Genomic DNA, 22,663 nt, shown 5'->3' with positions numbered 1-22,663 from the left:
AGATCTCGCCCCGGTGTGCATGGCATGTGATGTTCGCACCCTGGCCTACGCCCTCGATCCGTGGCTCTGGCCTGGTGTGTTGGAATGTCTGTCAGCGGTCCGAACCGTACCAGGGCAGGAAAGACACCCGCCCGTGGCCCACCTTCTCTCTAGCCGTGCTTTAACGGACTCTTACCTGCGTGGCTCGTTAGGGGCGTATATGGCCGTGGGGTCGATCGGGTCGTCTCCCTGCCCGGGCGCATCGCCCAGCGCGTCGCCCCGGAACATCGACTGGTCAAGCCGGACCGTCGACTCCGTCGGGGGCTCGTTCCATCCCGGCGCCTGGTGGTGCGGCTGGTAGGGCTGCGGCTCGTACTGAGCCGGCTGCGGCTCGTACTGAACCGGCTGGGGCTCGTACTGGGCCTGGTGGGCGGGCGGCGGGGCCTGGTGGGCGGGGGGTTGCGGCGGGTAGCCCGGCTGCTGGAGCTGCGGGTGCCCGAAGGGGTCGTCGTACGGCCTGGCCTGCTGCTGGCTCGCATAGTCGGGGACGCGGAGGTCGGGCGCGCCGCCGTTCGAGTGCTGGTACGTCTCGGCCTGCTGGTAAGCGTCCAGGAGTTGCTGGGAACGCGGGTCCACCGGGGGGTCTGGCTCCTGGTAGGCGGCCGGGGTGGCGTACTCCTGGCCCGAGAAGCCGGTGAAGGGCTGGCCCTGCGGCTGGCTCTGCTGGTCGAAGGCGTTGGGAACGTAGGGCTGCTGGCCGAACTGGGGCTGCGGCTGCGACGCGGGCAGGGGCGGGGGCTGGTCGGCGGGCGCCCACGGGTTCGGCTTGTCGATGGGTGCGAAGGGGTTGGGCTGGCTGTCGACGGTCTGGTACGCGTTCGCCTGGCTGTCGGCCGGGGCGTACGTGTTGGGCAGGCTGTCCGCGGGGGTGTAGGTGTTCGGTGGGTTCGCTGCCGGGGCGTACGCGTTGGGCTGGCTGTCGATGGACTGGTACGTGTTCGCCTGACTTTCGGCCGGGGCGTACGCGTTGGACTGGCTGTCCGCCGTGATGTACGGGACCGCCTGGTTGTCCGGTGTGTTGTACGGCTGCCCGAATGCGTTCGGCTGGCTGTCCGCGGGGACGTAGGGGGCGGGCTGGTACTCGGGCTTCGGCTGGGGGAAGCTCGGATCCGTCTGGCCGAAGCCGGGCTGGGGCTGGGGGAAGCCCTGGTCTGGCTGGCCGTGATTCTGGTCGGCCGCGGCGGGGAACGCGGCGGCGGCCGGCTGGGGCGTCGAGGCCGGCTGCTGGACATAGGGGGGCTGCTCAGGCTGGCCGCCATAGCTCGGCGGCTGCTGAACATAGCCGGGCTGCTCGGGCGCGCCACCATAACTCGGCGGCTGCTGACCATAGCCCGGCTGCCCGGCCGGACCACCCTGGCCATCCGGCTGACCACCGAAGCTCGGCGGCTGCTGGCCGTAACCGACCTGCTCAGGCTGGCCGCCATAGCTCGGCGGCTGCTGACCGTAACCCGGCTGCCCGGCCGGACCACCCTGGCCGTCCGGCTGACCGCCGACGCTGGGCGGCTGCTGGCCGTACCCGACCTGCTCCGCCGGACCGCCGTAGCTCGGCGGCTGCTGGGCATAACCGGGCTGCTCAGGCTGGCCGCCGTAACTCGGCGGCTGCTGGCCGTAGCCCTGCTGCTCCGCCGGGCCGCCAGTGAAAGGCGGCTGCTCGCCGTACGGCTGCTGGATGGGGGGTTGCTGGCCGTAGGGGGCGTTGGGGAACTGCTGGCCGTACCCCTGCTGGGGCGGCTGGACGGCGGGACGGTCGGGGAGGACCAGGGGGAGCAGGTAGACCAGCGCGATGCCCGTCAGGGCGAGCACCGGCACCCCCCTGAGCACGAACTCCGCCGTCAACCGCGCACCGTTGCCCGCGAAGAGCCCGAGCACCAACGTGATCGCGCCGAACAGGGTGGCGATGCCGAGCATGGCCGCCGCGCCGAACGCGACCGGCTTGGCCTGGGGCGACGGTGGGCCGACCTTGGCGAGCAGCAGCACCGAGCCGAGGAGCAGCGCCGTCGTGACGGGGCTGGTGAAGTTCCCGAAGTTGCTGAAGGCGCGGTCGGCGAAGGAGAGGGCGAGGTCGGCGGACAGCGAGCCCGAGGAGCTGACGAGCACCTTGCCGATGGCCACGAGGATGTTCAGCCCGCCACCGGCGAGCATGAGCCAGGCGGCCGGCTCCCTCAGCCGGGTGACGTCAAGTTTGCTCACAAGTACCCCCATCGGACCCTTTAGCCCGAAGGGAGTGTGCCACATCGCCGCCTTTGACGGCGGGGGTCCGAGCAACCATTTACGTGCTAGACGTCCCAGTTAGGCCCTATTTGCAGGGTTTTTCGGAGACCGAAGCGTTGTAAAGCTGGCTCCCGAGACAGGCGTGTCGGAGGCCGGTGCAAGACTGGTCCGCATGCACATCGTGACCCTCGCCGGCGGCATCGGCGGCGCCCGCTTCCTGCGTGGCCTGCGGGCGACGGCCCCCGACGCCCAGATCACCGTCATCGGCAACACGGGTGACGACATCACCCTGTTCGGCCTGCGCGTCTGCCCCGACCTCGACACCGTCATGTACACCCTGGGCGGCGGCATCGACGAGGAGCAGGGTTGGGGCCGCGCCAAGGAGTCCCACGCCGTCAAGGAGGAGCTGGCGGCCTACGGGGTCGAGCCGCAGTGGTTCGGGCTGGGCGACCGCGACTTCGCCACGCACATCGTCCGGTCCCAGATGCTGGAGGCCGGCTACCCGCTCTCCCAGATCACCGAGGCGCTGTGCGCGCGCTGGCAGCCGGGCGTGCGACTGCTGCCGATGAGCGACGACCGCTGCGAGACGCACGTGGTCATCTCCGACGAGCGCGGGCGGCGGGCGATCCACTTCCAGGAGTGGTGGGTACGACTGCGCGCCTCCATCCCCGCCGAGTCGATCGGGCTGGTCGGGGTCGAGACCGCCAAGCCCGCCCCCGGCGTGCTGGAGGCCATAGCGGAGGCCGACGTGGTGATCCTGCCGCCGTCCAACCCGGTGGTGAGCATCGGCACGATCCTGCAGGTGCCGGGCATCCGCGACGCGCTGCTGGCCAAGACCGTGGTGGGCGTCTCTCCCATCATCGGCGGGGCGCCGGTGCGCGGCATGGCCGACGCCTGCCTCACCGCGATCGGCGTCGAGACGAGCGCCCAGGCGGTGCTCGACCTGTACGGCACGGAGCTGATCGACGGCTGGCTGGTCGCTGAGGAGGACTCCGGCGTCGCCCTCGACGGAGTCAGGGTGACGGCCCGGCCGCTGATCATGCATGACGCCGACGCGGCGGCCGACATCGCCCGCGCCGCCCTCGACCTGGCCCTGGAGCTCGCCCGATGACCCTTACCGGCCCGACCGACCCCACAGACCCGGCGGACCCGGCGGACCCGGCGGACCCGGCGGACCCGGTCGACCCGGCGGACGCGGCGAGCCAGTTGCCCGGGCGGGTCGAGGTGTTCGGGGTCCCGGGGATCGGTGAGGTGCGGCCCGGTGACGACATCGCGGCCCTTCTCGGCGGTGCCGACCTGCGCGACGGCGACATCCTCGTCATCACCTCCAAGATCGTGAGCAAGGCCGAGGGCCGCGTCCGGCAGGCCCCCGACCGCGCGGCCGCCATCGCCGACGAGACCGAGCGCGTCGTGGCCAGGCGCGGCGACACCGTCATCTCGCAGACCCGCCACGGCTTCGTCATGGCCGCCGCCGGGGTCGACGCCTCCAACACCGCCCCGGGCACGGTCCTGCTGCTCCCCGAGGACTCCGACGCCTCCGCCCGCCGCATCAGGGCGGCTCTGGCGGCCCGCGCGCGGGTGGGTGTGATCGTCTCCGACACGTTCGGCCGCCCGTGGCGCCACGGCCTGACCGACGTGGCCATCGGCGCCGCCGGCGTGACCCCGCTCGAAGACCTGCGCGGCGGCACCGACACCCACGGCAACCCGCTCAACGCCACCGTGACCGCGCTGATCGACGAGATCGCCGCCGCCGCCGAGCTGGTCAAGGGCAAGCTCGCGGGCGTGCCCGTGGCCGTCGTACGCGGCCTGTCCCACCTGGTGACCGAGGAGGACGGGCCGGGGGTACGGGCGCTGGTCCGCCCGGCCGACGAGGACCTGTTCCGCTTCGGCTCGCGGGACGTGGTGTTCGCCCGCCGTACGATCAGGGAGTTCTCCGCCGACCCCGTGGACTCCGACGCGGTACGGCGGGCGGTGGCGGCGGGCATCGCCGCCCCGGCGCCGCACCACACGACCCCCTGGCGATTCGTGCTCGTCGAGTCGGCGGAGACGAAGGTGAAGCTGCTCGACGCCATGCGCGACGCCTGGATCGCCGACCTGCGGGCCGACGGGTTCACCGAGCAGTCGATCACCAAGCGGGTCAGGCGCGGCGACGTGCTGCGCAACGCCCCCTATCTGGTCGTGCCGTGCCTGGTGATGGAGGGCTCCCACACCTACCGTGACGACCGGCGCAACGCCTCCGAGCGCGAGATGTTCATCGTGGCGACGGGCGCGGGCGTCGAGAACTTCCTCATCCAGTTGGCCGTGGAGGGACTCGGCTCGGCGTGGGTGTCGTCCACGATGTTCTGCCGCCCGGTGGTGCGCGAGGTGCTCGACCTGCCGGAGTCGTGGGACCCGATGGGCTGCGTCGCGGTGGGCCACGCCGCGGCCCCGCCCCGTGACCGCCCGCCCCGCGATCCGCAGGACTTCATCCTCACGCGCTGACAGGCAGTCAATGACCATTTACCGTTAATAAAGTTTCCTTTACATTCGAAGCATCCCCCCATGTAAAGGAGCCAATCCATGCGAAGGATGCTCACGTTACTCACCGTGGCGGTGATCTCGATCGCCGCCACGGTCTACGTCGCCGAGCCGGCCCTGGCGCACGGCTACATCAACTCGCCGCCCAGCCGCCAGGCGTTCTGCGCGCAGGGCAAGGTGCCCGACTGCGGCGAGATCATCTACGAGCCGCAGAGCGTGGAAGGGCCGAAGGGGCTGCGTAACTGCCACGGCAACGTCGCCCGGTTCGCCCAGCTCAGCGACGAGAGCAAGCCCTGGCCCGTCACGTCGGTCGGCAACACGGTGACCTTCAACTGGACGCTCACCGCCAGGCACGCCACCACCACCTGGGAGTACTACATCGGCAACACCCGGGTCGCCTCGTTCAGCCAGGGAGGCGCCCAGCCACCGGCGACGCTCTCCCACACCGTGAACTTCTCCGGCTACACCGGTCGGCAGAAGGTCCTGGCGATCTGGAACGTCGCCGACACGCCCAACGCCTTCTACGCCTGCGTCGACCTGAGCTTCGGCGGCGGAAGCGGGACCCCGACCCCCACGCCGACGCCGACGCCCACCCCGACGCCCACACCGACCCCGACCCCGACCGTGCCCGCCGGCACCTGGGCGCCGTATGTCGCGTACGCGATAGGCGCGCAGGTCACCTACGCCGGGCTGTCGTACAAGTGCATCCAGGCGCACACCTCGCTCCCCGGCTGGGAGCCGCCGAACGTGCCCGCGCTCTGGCAGCGCGTCTAGCCCGTTGAGGGCACGTGCGAGCGAGGGGGCGCCGGGAGATCCCGGCGCCCCCTCATCACGTGCTCGGCTTGCAGGTGGGGTGGCACAGGCGGCGGGCCAGCGCGGCGAGGAAGACGTCGATGATCTCGTCGGGCTGCTGGGCGACGTGCAGGGAGCCGTTCGTGGCGGCCGTGATGCCGGACAGGCTGACCCGGTCCACGCTGCCGAAGGCGATGATGACGATCTGAATGGGCTTGTTGGGGTTCCACTCCGCGTGGAGCTTGTCGAGGAGCTGCGGCAGCCGGGTGCCGCGGCCGTCGTCTTTGCCCGCGGTGATCACCAGGAGCGTGTTGTTCATCTCCTCGCGATAATGGCCGGCGACCTCGTGGAAGCCGCCGAGTATCGCGTCATAGAGCGAGCTGTCGCGGTCGGGGTGCGCGGTGATCGTGGTGGTGAGCTCGTCGAGTACGCTCCTCCGGACCAGTTGGCCGGTCTCGGGGCGGTTGATCGGCCCGAGCCCGACGCGCGGCTGGTAGCCCTTGGCCTGCCCGAGCCCGTCGGCGAACTCCCACAGCCCCATGTGCGTGGAGTCGGGGAAGAGGCGCAGCCCGATCTTGGCCGCGGCCAGCGCGACGCCCAGCCGGGTGGTGCCCTTCAGCTTCTCAGCCATGTGCTTGGAGGTGTCGGCCAGCACCAGGATGTTCGTCGGCGGCGCCAGCCTGCTCCACGCCTGCAGGGCCTCGTCGATGTCCTCGGGCGACACCGAGGGCCTGGTCTTCGGGGCGCCCGTCGGGATCTCCGGCCCCGGCGAGACCGGGCCCAGCGCGCCGTCGCCCGAGTGGAACCCGGCCCGCCGTACGAGATCCTGGGCCTCGGAGCCGCGCAGCCAGTCGGCGAAGAGCGTCGAGGCCTCGGCCACCGTGGGGTCGGTGGCGGTGACGACGTACGGGTAGTCGAGGTTGATCGTGCCCTCACGCGGACGCAGCGCGACGACCGGGTCGGCCGACGGCTGCAGGTTGTGCGTCCACACCGACTGCTCGGGCACGATGACCACCGGCCGCTTCCAGAACGTGTGGTCGTCCACGGCGGCCAGCATCGAGCGGTAGTCGGGCGCCGAGCCCGCCTGCGCCCAGCGGACGAACGCGGTCAGCGCCTTGTCGGCCTCGGGCCCGTTGCCCACGACGTCCCTGGCGGCGGCGACCGTGGCGATGCCCGCGCCGGCCAGCGACGGGTCGGGGACCCGCACGATGTCGGGCTCGTTCGCGTTGGGCGTGAGCCGTCCCCGCACGGTCGAGGGGAACACCATCCGCCAGTTCATCTCGGTCTTGCCGACGGAGAAGCGCTGCGCCAGCGAGGACCGCGTGGCGAACACCAGCGGCGACGTCGCCACCACGCTCTCACCCGCCGGTAACGCGCTCGCGCCCTGCTTGCGGGCCAGCCGGATCCAGGCGGAGGAGTCGGCGATCCAGCCGTCGGGCCGCTCGCGCAGCACCCCCGCCCGATCGCCGATCAGCGTGCGCAGCACGGTGGCCGGGGGCTGCTCGGTGACCTGGACGAGCACGCACCGGCCGCCGACCGTGTTTTTCTCGTCGTTGAACCGTCCGGCCGCCTCCATGGCCGCCGGAGCCACGTCCACCGCGGCGGCCACGCTGACCAGAACAGGCTCTCGTGTCGTACACAGCGCGCCACCTCCGCCGAAGAGGACGACCACGGTGGCGGTGACGATGGCCAGCGCCGCCGCCCCCGCCAGCAGGCCGCGTTGCAGTGCCTTCCTGCGACGCTGCTCGGCGGGCAGCGCTGCGCGGTGTCGACCCAGCCGCACGGTGCACCTCTCTCCAGGGGACTGCCGATTCTCCCAGCGCCTCCCACGGCCGGCGCAAGAGTCAGTAGAACTTGTTATATCTAAGCCATCGGCAGCACCCGTCTGACGCTCTGGCAGACACCGTCGCTGGCCGCCGACGCGGCCAGCCGCTCGCCGTCCGGGCGGCCGTAATCCGTCGTCCGCTGCCTGACCGGCCGGCCGGTGATCTCGACCATCGCGCGCAGCTCGCTGATCGTCTTGTACGAGCCGTTCTCCGACCCGGCCATGCGGCTGATGGTCTCCTCCATCAGCGTGCCGCCGAGGTCGTTCACCCCGCCCTGGAGCACCTGGTGGCACAGGTCGTCCTGGAGCTTGACCCAGGAGCACTGGATGTTCGCGATGGCGCCGTGCAGCAGGATCCTGGCCAGCGCGTGCACGGCCCGGTTCTCCTGCGCGGTCGGCCCCGGCCGGGCGACGCCCGCCAGGTAGATCGGCGAGCTGGTGTGCACGAACGGCAGCAGCACGAACTCCGAGAACCCGCCGCTCTCCTCCTGCAGCCGCCTGATCAGCTTGATGTGCCTGACCCAGTGCACGTGGGTGTCCACGTGGCCGTACATCATCGTGGACGTGGTCGGGATGCCCACCCGGTGCGCGGTGGTGACGACGTCGATCCACTCCCTGGTGGGCAGCTTGCCCTTGGTGAGCACCCAGCGGACGTCGTCGTCGAGGATCTCCGCCGCCGTGCCCGGCAGCGAGTCGACCCCCGCCTCCTTGGCCGCGTGCAGCCAGTCCTCGATGGAAAGGTTCGTCCGGCTGGCGCCGTTGATGACCTCCATCGGGGAGAACGCGTGCACATGCATCCCCGGCGTCCTGGCCTTGACCGCCTTGGCGAGGTCGAAGTACGCGGTGCCCGGAAGGTCGGGGTGGATGCCGCCCTGCATGCACACCTCGGTCGCCCCGGCCCGCCACGCCTCCTCGGCGCGGTCGGCCACCTGGTCGAGGCTCAGCGTGTAGGCGTCGGCATCGGTCCTGCGCTGGGCGAACGCGCAGAAGCGGCAGCCGGTGTAGCAGACGTTGGTGAAGTTGATGTTCCTGTTGACGACGTACGTCACCTCGTCGCCGACCGCCTGCCCGCGCAGGTCGTCGGCGATGCGGGCCAGCTCGTCGAGCGCCCCGCCGTCGGCCGACAGCAACGCCACGGCCTCGGCCTCACTCAACCCCGCCGGATCCGCCTCCGCCCGCCGCAACGCCGCCCGCACTTCAGAGGGCGTGTGTCCCCCAGCCGTCCGCACGGCCCCCGCCCCCCGACCGGGTACGGCGTGCTCTCCCTGCCCGGGATCGGGTACGCCCGAGTCTCCCTGCTCCGTTACGGCCCGCTCTCCCGGCGCCGGTGCGGCGAGGAGGTGGTCGGCGGAGGGCGGCGCCATGCGTGCGGCGGGGTCCAGGCGTTCGCGCAGTGCGTCCCAGTCGCCGTAGACGTTGTCGAAGTCGTCCCGCCGATCGTTGGTGCGCCCCTCCCTGTCCACGGCGACGTGCAGATCGGTCCGCCCAGCCGAGGTGAATCCCCCATCCGGCTCCTGCCACGGCCGCCCCTGGAGAACAGCATCCTCCCGAGCCAGCCCGGTGACCGGATCCGCCAATGCCGCCACGTGCCCGAACAGCCGAGGATCCAGCCAAGGCTCCCCCGCCAACACATATTCCGGATAAATCGTCAGCCGCTCCCGCAGCACGAACCCCGCCTCCCGGGTCCGCGCCGCCAGGTCGTCGATCTGCGGCCATGGCCGTTCCGGGTTGACGTGGTCGGGCGTCAGCGGCGACACCCCGCCCCAGTCGTCGATCCCGGCCCGGATCATCAGCTCGTACTCGGCGTCGACCAGGTTCGGCGGAGCCTGCAGCCGCACCCGGGGCCCCAGTACGAGCCGGGCGACCGCGATCGTGGCGGCCAGTTCCTGCAGGTCGGCGTCGGGCAGGCCGCGCATGGCGGTGTCGGGCTTGGCGCGGAAGTTCTGCACGATGACCTCCTGGACACCGCCGTACTCGCGCGCCACCCGCCGGATCGCGAAGATCGACTCGGCCCGGTCCTCGATGGTCTCGCCGATGCCGATCAGGATCCCGGTGGTGAACGGCACGTTCGAGCGGCCCGCGTCCTCCAGCACGCGCAGGCGTACGGCCGGGTCCTTGTCTGGGGAGCCGTAGTGGGCCTCCCCCTTCTCCTCGAACAGCCGCCGCGAGGTCGTCTCCAGCATCATGCCCATCGACGGCGCGACCGGCTTGAGCCGCTGCAGGTCGCGCCAGCTCAGCACGCCGGGGTTCAGGTGCGGGAGCAGCCCGGTCTCCTCCAGCACCCTGATCGACATCGCGCGCACGTACGACAGCGTGTCGTCGTAGCCGTGCGCGTCAAGCCACTCGCGGGCCTGGTGCCAGCGGTCCTCGGGCCGGTCCCCCAGCGTGAACAGCGCCTCCTTGCACCCCAGCGCCGCCCCCTGCGCGGCGATCTCCAGCACCTCGTCGGGGCTCAGGAACGGCGCGGGCAGCTTGTTCGGCGCGGTCGCGAACGTGCAGTAACCACAACGGTCCCGGCAGAGCCTGGTCAGCGGGATGAACACCTTCCTGCTGTAGGTGATGACGCCCTCCCGGCCGATCGCCGTCAATCCGGCATCCCGGACCCGCGAGGCGTGTTCGAGCAGCGTGTCAAGGTGTTCATCGCGGGCGTGGAGCAGCACGGCCGCCTCGGTGACGTCGAGGGTCTTGCCGTCGCGGGCCCGGGCGAGAGCACGGCGAAGTGCGGAATCACTGACGAGACTCATAACGGGCACACTACGTGGGCTGAGTTCGCGGCCCGCACCTAGGGCAGGTCAGAAGGCCCCGGTAGTCGCGGACCGGCATTCGCGGACCGCGCGCGGGCGGGCGCAGCCCGGTGAGCCAGATCAGGACCGTCGCCCGGTGGCGGTGCCCTTTGTACGGCTCCAGTAGCCGCATCATGCCCGGATCGTCGGTCTTCTCGCCGGTCAGCGCGTAGCCCACCAGCTTGGCCAGGTGGAAGTCGCCCACGCTCACGGCGTCGGGATCGCCGAAGGCCCGCTGCCGCACCTCCGCCGACGTCCACACCCCGACCCCCGGCAGGGCCCGCAGCAGCCGGTCGAGCTCCTCACTGGTGGCGGCGGCCTCCAGCTTGTCGGCGTGCCAGGCGGCGGTGGCGATGGTCCTGGCGCGTACGGCCTCGGCGCCGGCCCGATGCCAGTGCCAGGACGGCACCTCCCGCCACACACTCGCCTCGGGCACGACCCGCATCCCCTCGGGCGCGGGTCCCGGAGCAGGCTCCCCATAGCGGTTCAGCAGCCACCGCCAGGCCCGCCAGGCCTCCCGCCCGACGACCTTCTGTTCGAGCACGGCAGGCACCAGCGCCTCCATGACCCGGCCGGTCCTGCCGATGCGCAGCCCCGCGTGCTTCCTGGCCACGTCCTCCAGCACGGCGTGCCGGACGCTGAACCCCGACGCGTCGTCCTCGGCCCCGAGCAGAGCGGGCAGCCCCTCAAGGAGCCACTCGGCACCCGGCCCCCAAGCCTGTCCGTGCACACTGCCCGCCCGCACGCCCACCCGCAGCGTGCCGGGCCCATCGGGGGTACGGGAGGTACGCCAGACGGCGCCGTCGTGCGCGGCACGCCAAGTGGGATCACCAGTGCCACGCCGATGGGGCCCCAGCACGAGGCCCACATCCAGCGCCTGCTCGGGCACCCACCAACGCTCCATCACCCGACCAGTCTGCCGCCCGAATCCACCTCGGGGTGCCGGGGCCCCCGTCGTGAGGTACCGCCCGGCTCTGCCTCGGGGCGCCGGGGGCCGCCACCTCCGGGTGCCGGGGGGCCGTCATGAGGTGCCGTCCCGATACGCCTCGGGGCGCCGGTGGCCCCCCTGTCACGGGCGCGCGTATCGGCGCCCGGCCATGTGCGGGCTCAGCGGCCGTATTCCTGGAGGCCCCAGCCCTGTACGGCGGGCGGCGGGTGTCCACCGCTTGCCGTACAGGAAAAAAGGGATTTTCCGCCAGAAATCAGACGTCGCTCGAATAGCGGACCGCGCGCTCAGGAAGCTCGATGCCCGGCCAGATCCGCACCCCCGCCTGGAGCTCGTTGCCCTCGCCCACCACCGCGCCGTCACCGATCACGGCGTCGCACACCACCGCGCCCGCGCACACCCGCGCCCCCCGGCCCACCACCGAGTCCGTGACGGTCGCGCCCGAGTGGATCACGCAGTCGTCGCTCAGCACGCTGCCCACCACCGAGGCCCCCGCCTCGACCACGGCCCGCGCGCCCACCGTGGAGCCGCCCTGCACCTTGGCCTCCGGTGAGACCACCGCGCCGTCGAGCACCAGGTATTCGCCCGTCGGGCCGGGCAGGGCCGGCGAGGCGAGCAGGCCGAGCACCAGGTCGCGCGAGCCGCGGACGAAGGCGGCGGGCGTGCCGACGTCGAGCCAGTAGGTGCGGTCGGCGTAGCCCAGCACGAGCTCGCCCGACTCGATGAGCCCCGGGAAGGTCTGCCGCTCGACCGACACCACCTCGCCCCGGGGAATCTGGTCGATGACCGAGCGGGTGAACACGTAGCAGCCCGCGTTGATGCGGTTGGTCACCGGGTTGGGCGTCTTCTCCAGGAAGGCCGTCACCCGCCCGTCGTCGTCGGTGGGCACGCAGCCGAACCGGGTCGGGTCGTCGACCTCTGTCAAATGGAGCGTTACAGCGGCAGATCGCCGCAGGTGAGTGCGTATCTGGTCACCTATGTCGTGACCGGACAGGATGTCGCCGTTGAGGATGAGCACGGGGGCGTCGGGACCCGAGCTGAGCGCCTCGGCGGCATTGCGGATCGCCCCGCCGGTGCCGAGTGGCGTCTCCTCCGTCATGTACTCGATCGAGAGCCCGAACGACGACCCGTCGCCGAAGACCGGCTCGAACATCGATGCTTTGTACGAGGTCGCGAAGACGATCCGGCGAACCCCGAACGATCGGGCCCGGGCCAGCTGGTGTGCCAGGAACGGCACTCCGGCGGTGGGCAACAGCGGCTTGGGCGTGCCCAGTGTCAGCGGACGCAGGCGCGTGCCCTGCCCCCCGACCAGGAGGATCGCCTCGAGGTCCGGCAAAGAGCTCTCCATCACTCGGTGAGGTTATCTGACTATTCAATTGCGCGTTGATAGGAACTGAGATGCGCCTCCACGGACGCCTCCCAAGTGAATTCGCGGGCCCGGGCCAGACCGGCCTCGCGGAGCTGCCGCCGCCGTTCGGGAGAGGCGAGCAGCCGGCCCAGCTCGCGGGCGATGCTGTCGACGTCGGGCTCGGTGTAGGCGACGGCGTCGCCGCCCACCTCGGGCAGCGAGGTGCGGTGAGTGGTGAGCACCGGCGCGCCGCAGGCCATCGCCTCCAGCACGGGCAGCCCGAACCCCTCGCCGCGCGACGGGAACGCCACCACGGCCGCCCCGCCGAGGAACCCCGGCAGGTCCGGAACGCGCAGGTAACCCGGCCGCACCACCTTGACCGTGGCCTCGACCTCCCGGCAGGCGGCGTCGACGTCATCCTCGTGGATCCCGCCACCGAGCACCAGCGCGGGCGGCTTGTCCAGGCTCTTGACGGCCATGGCGAAGCCGCGGATGAGGTTGGGAACGTTCTTGCGCGGGTCGAGCGCGCCCAGGAAGGCCACGTACGACTGGCCGTGCAGGCCGCACCTGGTGGCCGCGCGGAGCATCTCGATCTCGTCCGGCGGGTGGAAGAGCTGCTGGTCGACGCCGTGGTAGGCGACGTCGATGCGGGTCGGATCGGCGGCGAGCACCCGGATCAGCTCGTCCCTGGTCGCCTTGGACGGCACGATCACGCGGGTGGCGTGACGCACGGAGGTGCGGGTGGCGGACCGGAAGAACGACGCCCGGACCGCGCTGTGCTGGTCGGGCTCGGTGAACCAGGTGACGTCGTGCACGGTCACCACTGTGGGCAGGCCGGAGCGGATCGGCATCGAGTAGTAGGGGGCGTGGATGACCTGCGCCCCCGCCTGGCGGGCGAGCAGCGGCACTCCGGTCTGCTCCCAGGCGAGCCTCGCGGCCCGGTTGGTGATGGCGACAGGACCCGGCATGATCCGCGCCGAGGGCGCAAGCCGCCCATAACGGTCGGCATCGGCCCGCTGGCAGACCACGGCGATGTCGGCGCCGGCCCGGTCGAGCCCGGCGACGAGCCCGTCCACATATCTGATCAACGCACCACGGTCTGCGGGGACCGCCGCGGCATCGACGAGCACTCGAGGCATTACGAAGATCTTCTCCCCTCAAGATCAACGTGGGATCTGTCGTCCCCCTCTAGGTTCAGCTTATGACCAGCGTCCCCCAAATCGTGGTCTAAATCACACCGAGTCGCGCCGAGCCGCGATTCCCGCGATACCCGCGCAGATCAGATCACCGATGACGATGACGATTCGCGATGAAAGAGCCACGGCGATGGCCTGACCCGAGGGCATCACCGGGGACAGCACGCCCACGATGACCACTTCCCGAACACCGGCCCCGGCGGGCACGATGACCGACATGATGCCCAGGCACCACGACAGCGCGAAGGCGCCGATGGCGAAGAGCAGGCCGGCCTGCGGCACGATGAAGTACAGGTGCAGGCCGTAGCAGATCCAGCCGGCCAGGGCCCAGCCGAGCGCGGTGAGCATGCCGCGCCGGGTGAGCGGGTGTTCGAGCGGCTCGCGCTTGAGCCGGCGCAGACCGAACCCGATCAGCCCGTTGATCACCTTGGGCTCCAGCAGCACCAGCAGCACGGGGACGAGGAGCAGCAGCCAGCCGAACCGGTCCCAGCCGAGCGTGACCAGTGTGACGAGCAGGCCGGTGGCCAGTTGGATGGGCATCGTCAGGAAGAACGCCGCCGCGCTGCGCGGGCGTGGCACGCCGAGGTCGCGGCCCATCTCCATCTGGGCGAGCACCGGCCAGACCGCGCCGGGGATGTACTTGCCGAGCTGGCCGACGAAGAACACCTTGGCGGCGGGGCGGAGGGGCAGCGGCGAGCCCAGGTCGGCCAGCAGGGTGCGCCAGGTCATCATGGCGCCCAGCAGCGCGCCCACGACGCCGACCAGAGAGGCGGCCAGCAGCGGCCAGCTCAGCCGGGCAAACCCGGCGACCACGGCGTCCCACTGCGACGCCACGGCCCACACACCGAACCCGAGGGCGACCAGCAGGAACCCGAACCGCACGACCTTCCGCACGCCGGGCGCCTTGCCTGACGTACCGGGTTTGATGGTGCTCACAGGGGGCGAACCCGCTCGGGCGGCTGCGGAAGGCCGGCGCCGGCCGGGCGCCGGGGCGTCTTCGTCGCCACCCACAGGTACGTGGGCACGATCGGCAGGAGCAGCCGCAGCACCGCGCGCGGTGTGCGCGCCAGCACGGCCTGCACCAGGCGCCCGAGCGCGCCCGGGAACAGCTCGGACCCGGCGAACCGGGTCGGCGTCGCCAGCACCGGGAAGGTGTAGTCCCACACGTGGAAGGCCCGCAGCATCCTGCGCAGCCCGCGCCGGGTGCGGAAGCGCTCGTAGTAGTGGTCGGCGCGCCCGGAGGCGCGCACGTAGCGGTCGGCGAGCGCGGGCGGCAGGTACGACAGGAACGGCAGCTTGTAGTGCGGCTCGATGATGCCGAGCCGATTGCCCAGCCCCAGGTAGAGCACCCCGTCATCGGACAGCACACGGTGCATCTCGGCCACCACGGCGTCGGGGTCGACCACATGCTCGTAGATGTGGTTGAACACCAGCACGTCGACCGAGCCGTCGGGGAACGGCAACGCGGTGCCGTCACCACAGACGAACGCCACCCGCTCGCCGAACCGGTCGGCCGCCTTGCGCAGCCCCGGGACGTCGATGTCGATGCCCAGCGTGTGCTTGGCCCCCGCGCCGGCCAGCTCGTCGGCGATGAACCCGGCCGAGCAGCCGACATCGCCGACGGTCAGCCCGCCGAGCGGGCCGTGGAAGTGCTCCACCACCGCGATGATCTTCGCGGCCTTGCGCCGGCGCTTCTTCTCGTCGAGCATCGCCGACTGGAACTCGGAGTACTCCAGCTGTGCGACCCGTTCCTTACCCACGCCGCCCAACAGTACCCGCGTGTGGGAGGCGCTGACCGGTCGAAACGACTTTGGTACGGTGGCCCGCCTGTGAGATAGCGGAAGACGGGGAAGAAATGGCGCTCTTCGATAAGATCCGGGGCGAGTTCATTGACATCGTCGAATGGCTGGACGACAGCCGGGACACGATCGTCTGGCGCTTCCCGCGGCACGAGAACGAGATCAAGATGGGCGCCCGGCTCGTGGTGCGCGAGTCGCAGGTGGCGGTGTTCGTCAACGAGGGCCAGATCGCCGACGCGTTCCCGCCCGGCACGTACACGTTGGAGACGCGCAACCTGCCGATCCTGTCGACGCTGAAGGGCTGGAAGTACGGCTTCCACTCGCCGTTCAAGGCCGAGGTGTACTTCGTCAGCACCCGGCAGTTCACCGACTTCAAGTGGGGCACGCAGAACCCCGTCATGGTGCGCGACCCCGAGTTCGGTCCGGTGCGGCTGCGCGCGTTCGGGTCCTACTCGGCCCGGGTGATCGACGGGCGCAAGCTGCTGGTGGAGCTGGCCGGGACCGACGCACAGTTCCGCACCGAGGAGGTGGAGGGCTACCTCCGCCAGATGATCGTCGGCAGGCTGGCCCACGCCCTGGGCACCGCGAACATGCCGGTGCTGGACATGGCGGCCAACCAGCACGCGATGGGCCGGCAACTGGCCGAGGTGCTCACGGCGGATCTGGCCGGAGTGGGCATCTCGGTGCCGAACTTCACCTTCGAGAACATCTCGCTGCCTCCCGAGGTGGAGGAGGCGCTGGACAAGCGCTCGCAGATGGGGATCCTGGGCGATCTGGGGCAGTACGCGAAGTTCCAGGCGGCCAACGCGCTGGAGAACTCGGGCGGGGTCAGCGAGGGGATGGGCCTCGGCATGGGCATCGCCGCGGGTCAGCAGATGGCCGCCGCACTCAAGCCGGAGCAGGCCCAGCGGCCCGCGCAGCAGGGGCCGCCGCCCCTGCCCCAGCAGCAGTGGTTCCTGGGTGTGGACGGCGAGCGGCGCGGCCCGTTCGACCCGGCGGCACTCGCCGGAGCCGGGCTCACGCCCGCCTCGCTGGTCTGGAAGGCCGGGATGGCCCAGTGGGCCCCCGCCGGTGACGTTCCCGAGCTGGCGTCCCTCCTGAGCAGCACCCCGCCCCCGCTGCCCCCGTCCTGAGCAGCGCCCGCCCCCCGTCCTAGAGGAAAGCATCCCTTGAGCACCCCCACCCAGACCACGCAGCCGTGCGCGGGCTGCGGCGCGAGCGTGGCCTTCGCGCCGGGCACCACCGTCCTGCGCTGCCCGTACTGCGGCCACGAGCAGCCCATCGCCGCCCCCGCCCGCGCCGTCCGCGAGCACTCCTACGACGCCTTCCTGGCCAAGCCGCGCGTACGGTCGACGGCCCCGAACCAGTTCGCCTGCCCGGGCTGCCACGCCCGCACCGAGAGCGACGCGATCTCCAAGCTCTGCCAGTTCTGCGGCACCGCCCTGATCGCCGACACCACGGCCGACTCGCAGATCGCCCCGGAGGCGGTGCTCCCGTTCGCCCTCGACCGCCAGGGCGCCCGGCATCACCTCCGCGGCTGGGTGAAGACCCGCTGGTTCGCCCCGAACCGCCTCAAGAAGGTCTCCGAGGCGGAGTCGATGAAGAGCACCTACCTCCCCCACTGGACGTTCGACGCCGGAACGGTCTCCGACTACACCGGCCAGCGCGGCGAGCACTACTGGGTGACCGAGACCTACACCGAGAACGGCCAGACCAAGACCCGCCAGGTCCGCAGGACCCGCTGGTACCCCGCCGGCGGCAGGGTGTCGCGCGCCTTCGACGACGTGCTGGTCAGCGCCACCGGCCAGGTCGGCAAGGAGCGGCTCGACGAGCTCGAACCGTGGCCGCTGAAGAGCGCCGTCCCGTACCAGCCGGGCTATGTCGCCGGGCACCACAGCCTGCGCTACGACACCGAGCCGCAGAGCGGCCTGGAGCAGGCCAAGAGCCGCATGGCGAAGATCATCGAGGGCGACTGCCGCGACGACATCGGCGGCGACGAGCAGCGCGTGCACTCGGTCAACACGTCCTACTCCGACGTCACGTTCAAGCTGATGCTGCTGCCGGTGTGGATCGGCTGCTACCTGTTCGGCGGCAAGACGTACCAGGTGCTCATCAACGGGATCAACGGCGAGGTGCAGGGCGACCGGCCCTACAGCACCGTCAAGATCGTGCTCGCGGTGCTGGCCGTTCTCGCGGTGGTCACCGCTGTCGTCTGGATATACGCGGTCAACCACGGTTAACCTTGGCCAATGCTCCGTCGCCTGCTGCGCGTCGTCCTCGCGCTGGTCGCGCTCGGTTTTCTCGGGTACGGACTGGCCAGAAACTGGGACGAGACCACCGCGGCCGTGACCGCGCTGTCGCCGTGGGCGGTGCTCGGGGCGTTCGCCGCGGTGCTGGCCGGGCAGTTCTGCATGCTGCTCGCCTGGCGGAAGGTGCTGGCCGGGCTCGGGTCGCCGCTGCCGCTGCGGGTGACCGGGCGGATCATGTTCGTGGGTCAGCTCGGCAAGTACATCCCCGGCTCGGTCTGGGCGTACGCGGCGATGATGGAGCTCGGCCGTGACCACGGCAGCCCGCCGCGCCGGACGTTCGCCTGCATCTCGCTGTCGCTGGTGATCAACCTGGGGGTCGCGCTCTCGATCGCCGCCGCGACGCTGGCGACGCAGCAGGCCGTGCGCCAGGCGTGGTACCTGCTGCTGCTCGTCCCCGTGATCATCGTGTGCCTGCATCCCAAGGTGCTCACCTGGGGCCTCAACCTGGCCCTGCGCCTGGCGCGCAAGGAGCCGCTCGAAAGCGTGCTGCCCGGCCGTACCGTGCTGGTCGCGGTGGGCTGGACCGCGCTCGGCTGGTTCATCTACGGCCTGCACACCTGGCTGCTGTCCGGCAGATGGGACCTCTACGTGGTCGCGACCGGGGCCTACGCGTTCGCCTGGGCCACCGGGCTGCTGACGTTCGTCGTGCCCGCCGGGGTCGGGGTGCGTGAGGGCGCCATGATCCTCGTGCTCTCGCCGCTGATCGGCACCGGCCCGTCCTACGCGGTCGCGGTGGTGTCGCGGCTGGCGTTCACCCTGGGTGACGCCGTCGCCGCGGGCATCGCGTTCCTGCTGGGCCGTCAGGCGTCGAGGAGCACCGCTGAGTACGCCGACCAGAACGGCTCCGGATCGACCGCCTTGACGCCCGACCGCAACCGTTCGGGCTCGCCCGGCGCGTAGAACCGGGTGATGGCCCGGTTGAGCGCCTCGACGTCGTCCGGCTCGATCAGCAGCCCGTCGACGCCGTCGGTCACGTGGTCGGCGAGCGCGCCGACGCGGGTCGCGATCACCGGCACGCCGTGCTCGTGCGCCAGCCAGACGTTCTGACTGGCGGTCGCGGTACGGTACGGCAGGACGAGCGCGTCGGCGGCGGCGAACAGCTTCGGCACGTCCTCGGCGGCCACGTATCCGGGCCGCAGCTCCACCCGGTCCGCGATGCCCAGCTCGCCGATCAACGCGCGGGTGCCGTCGAGCCCGCCCCAGAACTCACCCGCCACGGTCAGCCCGACCCCCTCCGGCAGGGCGCGCAGCAGCAGGTCGAGCCCCTTGTACGGCCGGACCATGCCGAAGAACAGCAGCCGCTCGTGCACCTCGGCGGATCGCTCCCCGGTCGTGGACGGCAGGTGCGGCGGCAGCCCGGCCACACTCACCGGCCGGTCACTCAGGGAGGCCGCCAGCGCCGCCTGCTCGTCGGAGTGGGTCAGCACCGCGTCGACCCGGTTGAGCAGCGCCTTCATCAGCGGCCTGTCGTACGGCTTGCGCTCATGCGGCAGCACGTTGTGGCACAGGGCGACGGCCTTGGCCTTCCTGCCCAGGCCGTACAGGATGCCGAGATAGGCCGGGACCTGCACCGGGCTCAGGACGGCCAGGATCACCAGGTCGGCCGAGCGCAGCCGGCGTCCGCAGGCCACCCAGCCGCCGGGGCTGCGCCAGTCGAGCCTGCGCAGCGTCTTGGGGTAGGGGGTGCCCTCGGGTGCGGAGATCGTCTGCTGGCCCGGGTAGAGGAACGCCGGGTATTGGGCCCGCCACGACTCGATCACCACGTCGTGGCCGAGCGCCGTCAGCCGGTGCGCCAGCTCGGTGGTGTGCTGCGCCCCGCCCCCTTTGTACGGGTAGGTGGGGCCGACGATGGCGATGCGCACGCTATTCGCCCCGCGAGCGCACGATCAGGTCGGCCAGCAGTGCCACGGACCCGATGAGCAGCCCCGACAGGAAGATCATGACGGTGTTGGCCGGGAAGTAGAACGGGTGCTGGATCATGTCCCAGATCCCCTTGACGAACCCGATCGCCACCAGCCACAGCGCGGGCGGCATGAGCACCTTGAGCGGGTTGAAGTACATGATCATCCGCAGCACCTGCAGGATGTAGCGGTAGGCGTCGGAGACGAAGCTGAACTTCGACTTGCCCGCCCGCTTGGCGTAGTCGATCGGCAGGTAGTGGACGTCGTGCTGGTTCGACAGGAACGACAGCGTGATCGTCGTGACGCAGGAGAACCCGGGCGGCAGCAGCCGCAGGTAGGGCTTGGCCACCGTCTTGCGGAAGGCGCGCAGCCCGGAGTTGAGGTCGGGGATCTTCTGCCCGGCGAGCTGCTCGGCCACCTTGCGGATCACCCACTTGGCCGGGACGCGCAGCAGCTTGTGCGAGCCCTCCTCGGACGTACGGGCGCCGACGACCATGTCGACCGTCGTGTCCTTCTCCAGGAGCTGGACCAGCTCGGGGATGCGCTCGTTGGGGTAGGTCATGTCGGCGTCGGTCCAGACGACGATCTCGCCCTTGGCCTCCTGCGTGCCGATGCGGCGCACGGTGCCCGCCCCGCCGTTGCGGTGGAACGCGCGGATCCGCAGCTGCTCGAACCGCGGCGCGGCCTCCTGCAGCCTGGCCAGCGTCTCGTCGGTGGAACAGTCGTCGACCGCCACCAGCTCATAGGTATAGCCGCTGGAGTCCATCGCCTTGGTGATGCGCTCGACCTCGTCGATGACGTGGTCCTGCTCGTTGTAGCAGGGCAAGACGATCGTGACGTATGGCGCTTCTTCCACGGCGTTTCCACTCTGGGGGGTCTCAGGCGTGCTCACGTGCGTCGAGGGTACTCTGCCCAGCCGGGAGCCGAGTCCACCTGACACCGGCGACGAGGTCAGCCCACGGCCATCCACACGTCGATCCGGAGCGTCCAGGTGCCGTTCGGCGCGTCGACGAGAGCCCGCTCGTCCTGCGGGGTCACCAGGGCCATGACCTGCGTCTTCGGGCCGTAAGCGGCCACCTGGGCCGCCTCGGCCGCCAGCACGACCGGGACGCGGCCGGTGGCGCGGACGCGAGCGATCATCCGGCGCACGTCGGCTTCATCGGCCGTATCCCCCGTCACCGCGCGGACCTGCGCCGCCGGTCGGCCGCACATGCCGCGGACGAGCTGGGTGAACCGGTTACCCGTCACCCGCTCGACGATCAGCACCGAGGCGTTCGGCGGGATCTTCGCGCACATCGCCTCGACCGCCGCCCGCTCGCCCCGCTCCACCTGGGTGAACGCGGTCCCGATCGACGTGATGACCGGTGGCACCAGGATGAGCACGGTGCCCGCGGCGGCGATCCATCGGCCGTACCCGCGCAGGATGGCCCGGCCGCGCACCCACTCCAGCCCCCACACCGCCAGCAGGATCAGCCCCGGGATCACCACCGGGACCAGGCGGCGGGCCGCCCACGGCTGGTCGGGGGTGATCTCCGGGCGCAGCAGCGTGGTGACCGTGGTCCAGCCGATGACGGCCAGCGGCAGCAGCCACTCGGCCGGGGAACCGTTCCTGAGCAGCCCGCGCACCAGCACCGCCGCCGCGATCGTGGCGAGGACGATCACGGGGACGCCGACGTACCAGCTCACCCAGTGCAGGGACAGCTCCGAGTAGAGCCGGGTGCCGTCGACGGGCAGGCGGTCGATCTTCTGCGACTGTTCGATGAACGCGGCGGTGAGCTTGTCTTCCTCCGTCGTGGCCACCCGTCGCACGGTCTGCAGCCACGGCCGCACGGCCAGGCCGACCATGACCAGCACGACCAGCACCGCCCCCACGTCCGGAAGCCACCTGGGCAACCGGATCCGGGCCAGCCGGGGCGCGGCGAGCGTACCGGCCATGGTGAGGACGAGAACGGCGGCGCAGATGAGCAGCAGCGGATTGACCGACCTGGACAGATAGGACAGATACGGCCGCGCAAGCACGTACGCCGCCAGCAGCCCCAACCCGGCACCGACCGCGAGCCCGAGCAGGAGCGGCGGCCCGAGCGCCCCCTGGGGCCTGCCGAGGCGCCGCCAGGCGATCAGCGTCCCGGCGAACGCCAGGACCGGCAGCACATCACGCAGCCCATCGATCCTGACCAGCACGGCCAGCCCGAACACCAGCCCGGCCAGCGCCCCCCCTCTTCGCTGGATGCTCCCGCGGGAGAGGGCGTCGTGGACCAGAGCCAGGCCGCCGAACAGCAGGATCAGAGAGGGAATCTCGCTGAAGGTGGTCCGTGAGGTGTAGAGGATCGGCAGGCTCACCGCGAAGGCCAGCGCCGCCACCGGCGCCCAGCGCCCGCCGACGAGCCGGCCCACCACCCCCGCCAGTGTGAGCACGGCCAGCGCCCCCAGCACAGCGGGTGTCAGCAGCAGCCCGCCGAGCCAGTCACCCGCGGCGAACAGCAGCGGCGGTCCCGGCATGAACTGCGGCACCACCGACCCGTCGACGTCGTAGAACCCGACGCTCTCGAACATGAGCGCCGGGTCAGCCCCGCCGAACGCCTCCGCCTGCGCGGGGATCGGCAGCGAGCCGTGTCCGGCCAGCCAGATGGCGTACTGCGCGTACGTGGCGGGGTCCCGCCTGACGATCAGCTGCTCGCTGTGCATGATCGCGTTGAACACACCGGACCCGACCGCGACGGCGACGACCGCGCCGACCTGCCGCGCGGTCGCCTGACCTGTCCCTTCCACGGCCTTGAGCGGCCGACGGAGGGCGAACCAGCAGAGCGCCCCGATGACCACCGCCCCGAGCACCAGCGCGGGCACCGGTCGGTACCAGCCGGCCAGCAGCAGGGGCAGCGCGGCGAGCAGCCAGCCCGCCACGACCAGGGCAGGCAGCACCGAGACCACGGCGAGCACCCGGCCCGCCGACGGCCTGCGCGTCCCGTCCAGCCACGCGATTCCCATCGGTGATCGCGA

General features: G+C 71.2%; 17 protein-coding genes. 6 read left to right on the top strand and 11 right to left on the bottom strand.

From position 1 onward, the window contains the following. Positions 1-171: 171 nt before the first annotated feature. Positions 172-2,229, bottom strand: coding sequence for a hypothetical protein (locus KLK06_RS01940; protein WP_214633494.1), 2,058 nt, complete (start codon positions 2,227-2,229; stop codon positions 172-174). 193 nt (positions 2,230-2,422) lie between these two features. Between KLK06_RS01940 and cofD the strand changes: the two genes are divergently transcribed. From cofD to KLK06_RS01925, 3 genes are all read left to right on the top strand, one after another. Then, positions 2,423-3,361, top strand: a complete 939-nt coding sequence (cofD, locus tag KLK06_RS01935) for a 2-phospho-L-lactate transferase (RefSeq protein ID WP_214633493.1) — start codon at positions 2,423-2,425, stop codon at positions 3,359-3,361. Next, positions 3,358-4,731, top strand: coding sequence for a coenzyme F420-0:L-glutamate ligase (locus KLK06_RS01930; RefSeq protein WP_214633492.1), 1,374 nt, complete (start codon positions 3,358-3,360; stop codon positions 4,729-4,731). Before cofD ends, KLK06_RS01930 begins: the two co-directional genes overlap by 4 nt. Before the next feature lie 78 nt (positions 4,732-4,809). Next, a complete protein-coding gene (locus KLK06_RS01925) occupies positions 4,810-5,541 on the top strand; it encodes a lytic polysaccharide monooxygenase (RefSeq protein ID WP_214633491.1) in 732 nt (243 codons plus the stop codon). A gap of 55 nt (positions 5,542-5,596) precedes the next feature. On the opposite strand, the gene KLK06_RS01920 is transcribed toward KLK06_RS01925, so the two are convergent. From KLK06_RS01920 to KLK06_RS01890, 7 genes are all read right to left on the bottom strand, one after another. Then, complete coding sequence (locus tag KLK06_RS01920; protein WP_308168060.1) at positions 5,597-7,342, bottom strand: substrate-binding and VWA domain-containing protein; 1,746 nt, start codon at positions 7,340-7,342, stop codon at positions 5,597-5,599. Positions 7,343-7,422: 80 nt separating this feature from the next. Next, complete coding sequence (locus KLK06_RS01915; RefSeq protein ID WP_214633490.1) at positions 7,423-10,128, bottom strand: bifunctional FO biosynthesis protein CofGH; 2,706 nt, start codon at positions 10,126-10,128, stop codon at positions 7,423-7,425. 10 nt (positions 10,129-10,138) lie between these two features. Continuing rightward, complete coding sequence (locus KLK06_RS01910; RefSeq protein ID WP_214633923.1) at positions 10,139-11,071, bottom strand: DNA-3-methyladenine glycosylase; 933 nt, start codon at positions 11,069-11,071, stop codon at positions 10,139-10,141. Between the two features lie 298 nt (positions 11,072-11,369). Further along, positions 11,370-12,461: an NDP-sugar synthase gene (locus KLK06_RS01905; protein WP_214633922.1), complete on the bottom strand. Its 1,092-nt coding sequence runs from the start codon at positions 12,459-12,461 to the stop codon at positions 11,370-11,372. 20 nt (positions 12,462-12,481) lie between these two features. Then, positions 12,482-13,549 carry a glycosyltransferase family 1 protein gene (locus KLK06_RS01900; RefSeq protein ID WP_250904740.1) on the bottom strand — a complete coding sequence of 356 codons (1,068 nt, stop codon included), beginning with the start codon at positions 13,547-13,549 and terminating at the stop codon, positions 12,482-12,484. 144 nt (positions 13,550-13,693) lie between these two features. Next, positions 13,694-14,593, bottom strand: coding sequence for a lysylphosphatidylglycerol synthase transmembrane domain-containing protein (locus tag KLK06_RS01895; RefSeq protein WP_308168059.1), 900 nt, complete (start codon positions 14,591-14,593; stop codon positions 13,694-13,696). Further along, entirely contained in the window at positions 14,590-15,417 is an 828-nt protein-coding gene (locus KLK06_RS01890; protein WP_214633489.1) for a class I SAM-dependent methyltransferase, read from the bottom strand. Before KLK06_RS01890 ends, KLK06_RS01895 begins: the two co-directional genes overlap by 4 nt. A gap of 95 nt (positions 15,418-15,512) precedes the next feature. On the opposite strand from KLK06_RS01890, the gene KLK06_RS01885 reads away from it, so the two are divergent. From KLK06_RS01885 to KLK06_RS01875, 3 genes are read left to right on the top strand one after another with little or no spacing between them, the layout of a single operon-like run. Continuing rightward, complete coding sequence (locus KLK06_RS01885; protein WP_214633488.1) at positions 15,513-16,589, top strand: SPFH domain-containing protein; 1,077 nt, start codon at positions 15,513-15,515, stop codon at positions 16,587-16,589. A 36-nt stretch (positions 16,590-16,625) separates the two neighbouring features. After that, a complete protein-coding gene (locus tag KLK06_RS01880) occupies positions 16,626-17,696 on the top strand; it encodes a hypothetical protein (protein ID WP_214633487.1) in 1,071 nt (356 codons plus the stop codon). A gap of 9 nt (positions 17,697-17,705) precedes the next feature. Beyond that, on the top strand, positions 17,706-18,665 hold the full coding sequence (locus tag KLK06_RS01875) for a lysylphosphatidylglycerol synthase transmembrane domain-containing protein (protein ID WP_214633486.1): 960 nt from the start codon (positions 17,706-17,708) through the stop codon (positions 18,663-18,665). Here the strand turns inward: KLK06_RS01875 and KLK06_RS01870 are convergent. The 3 genes from KLK06_RS01870 to KLK06_RS01860 form a co-directional block, all read right to left on the bottom strand. Further along, positions 18,566-19,627 (bottom strand): glycosyltransferase family 4 protein, encoded by a 1,062-nt coding sequence (locus KLK06_RS01870; protein WP_214633485.1) that lies wholly within the window; start codon positions 19,625-19,627, stop codon positions 18,566-18,568. The genes KLK06_RS01875 and KLK06_RS01870 overlap by 100 nt on opposite strands. A gap of 1 nt (position 19,628) precedes the next feature. Next, positions 19,629-20,522, bottom strand: coding sequence for a glycosyltransferase family 2 protein (locus KLK06_RS01865; RefSeq protein WP_308168058.1), 894 nt, complete (start codon positions 20,520-20,522; stop codon positions 19,629-19,631). A 95-nt stretch (positions 20,523-20,617) separates the two neighbouring features. Then, the gene (locus KLK06_RS01860) at positions 20,618-22,651 is read right to left on the bottom strand and encodes a glycosyltransferase family 39 protein (protein ID WP_214633483.1); all 2,034 of its coding nucleotides are present in this window, start codon (positions 22,649-22,651) and stop codon (positions 20,618-20,620) included. Positions 22,652-22,663 lie beyond the last annotated feature (12 nt).

Origin of the sequence: Nonomuraea sp. NEAU-A123 (assembly GCF_018603905.1) — a bacterium.
In the GTDB taxonomy this organism is placed as follows: Bacteria; Actinomycetota; Actinomycetes; order Streptosporangiales; family Streptosporangiaceae; genus Nonomuraea.
This window is presented reverse-complemented; position numbering and strand designations above follow the sequence as displayed.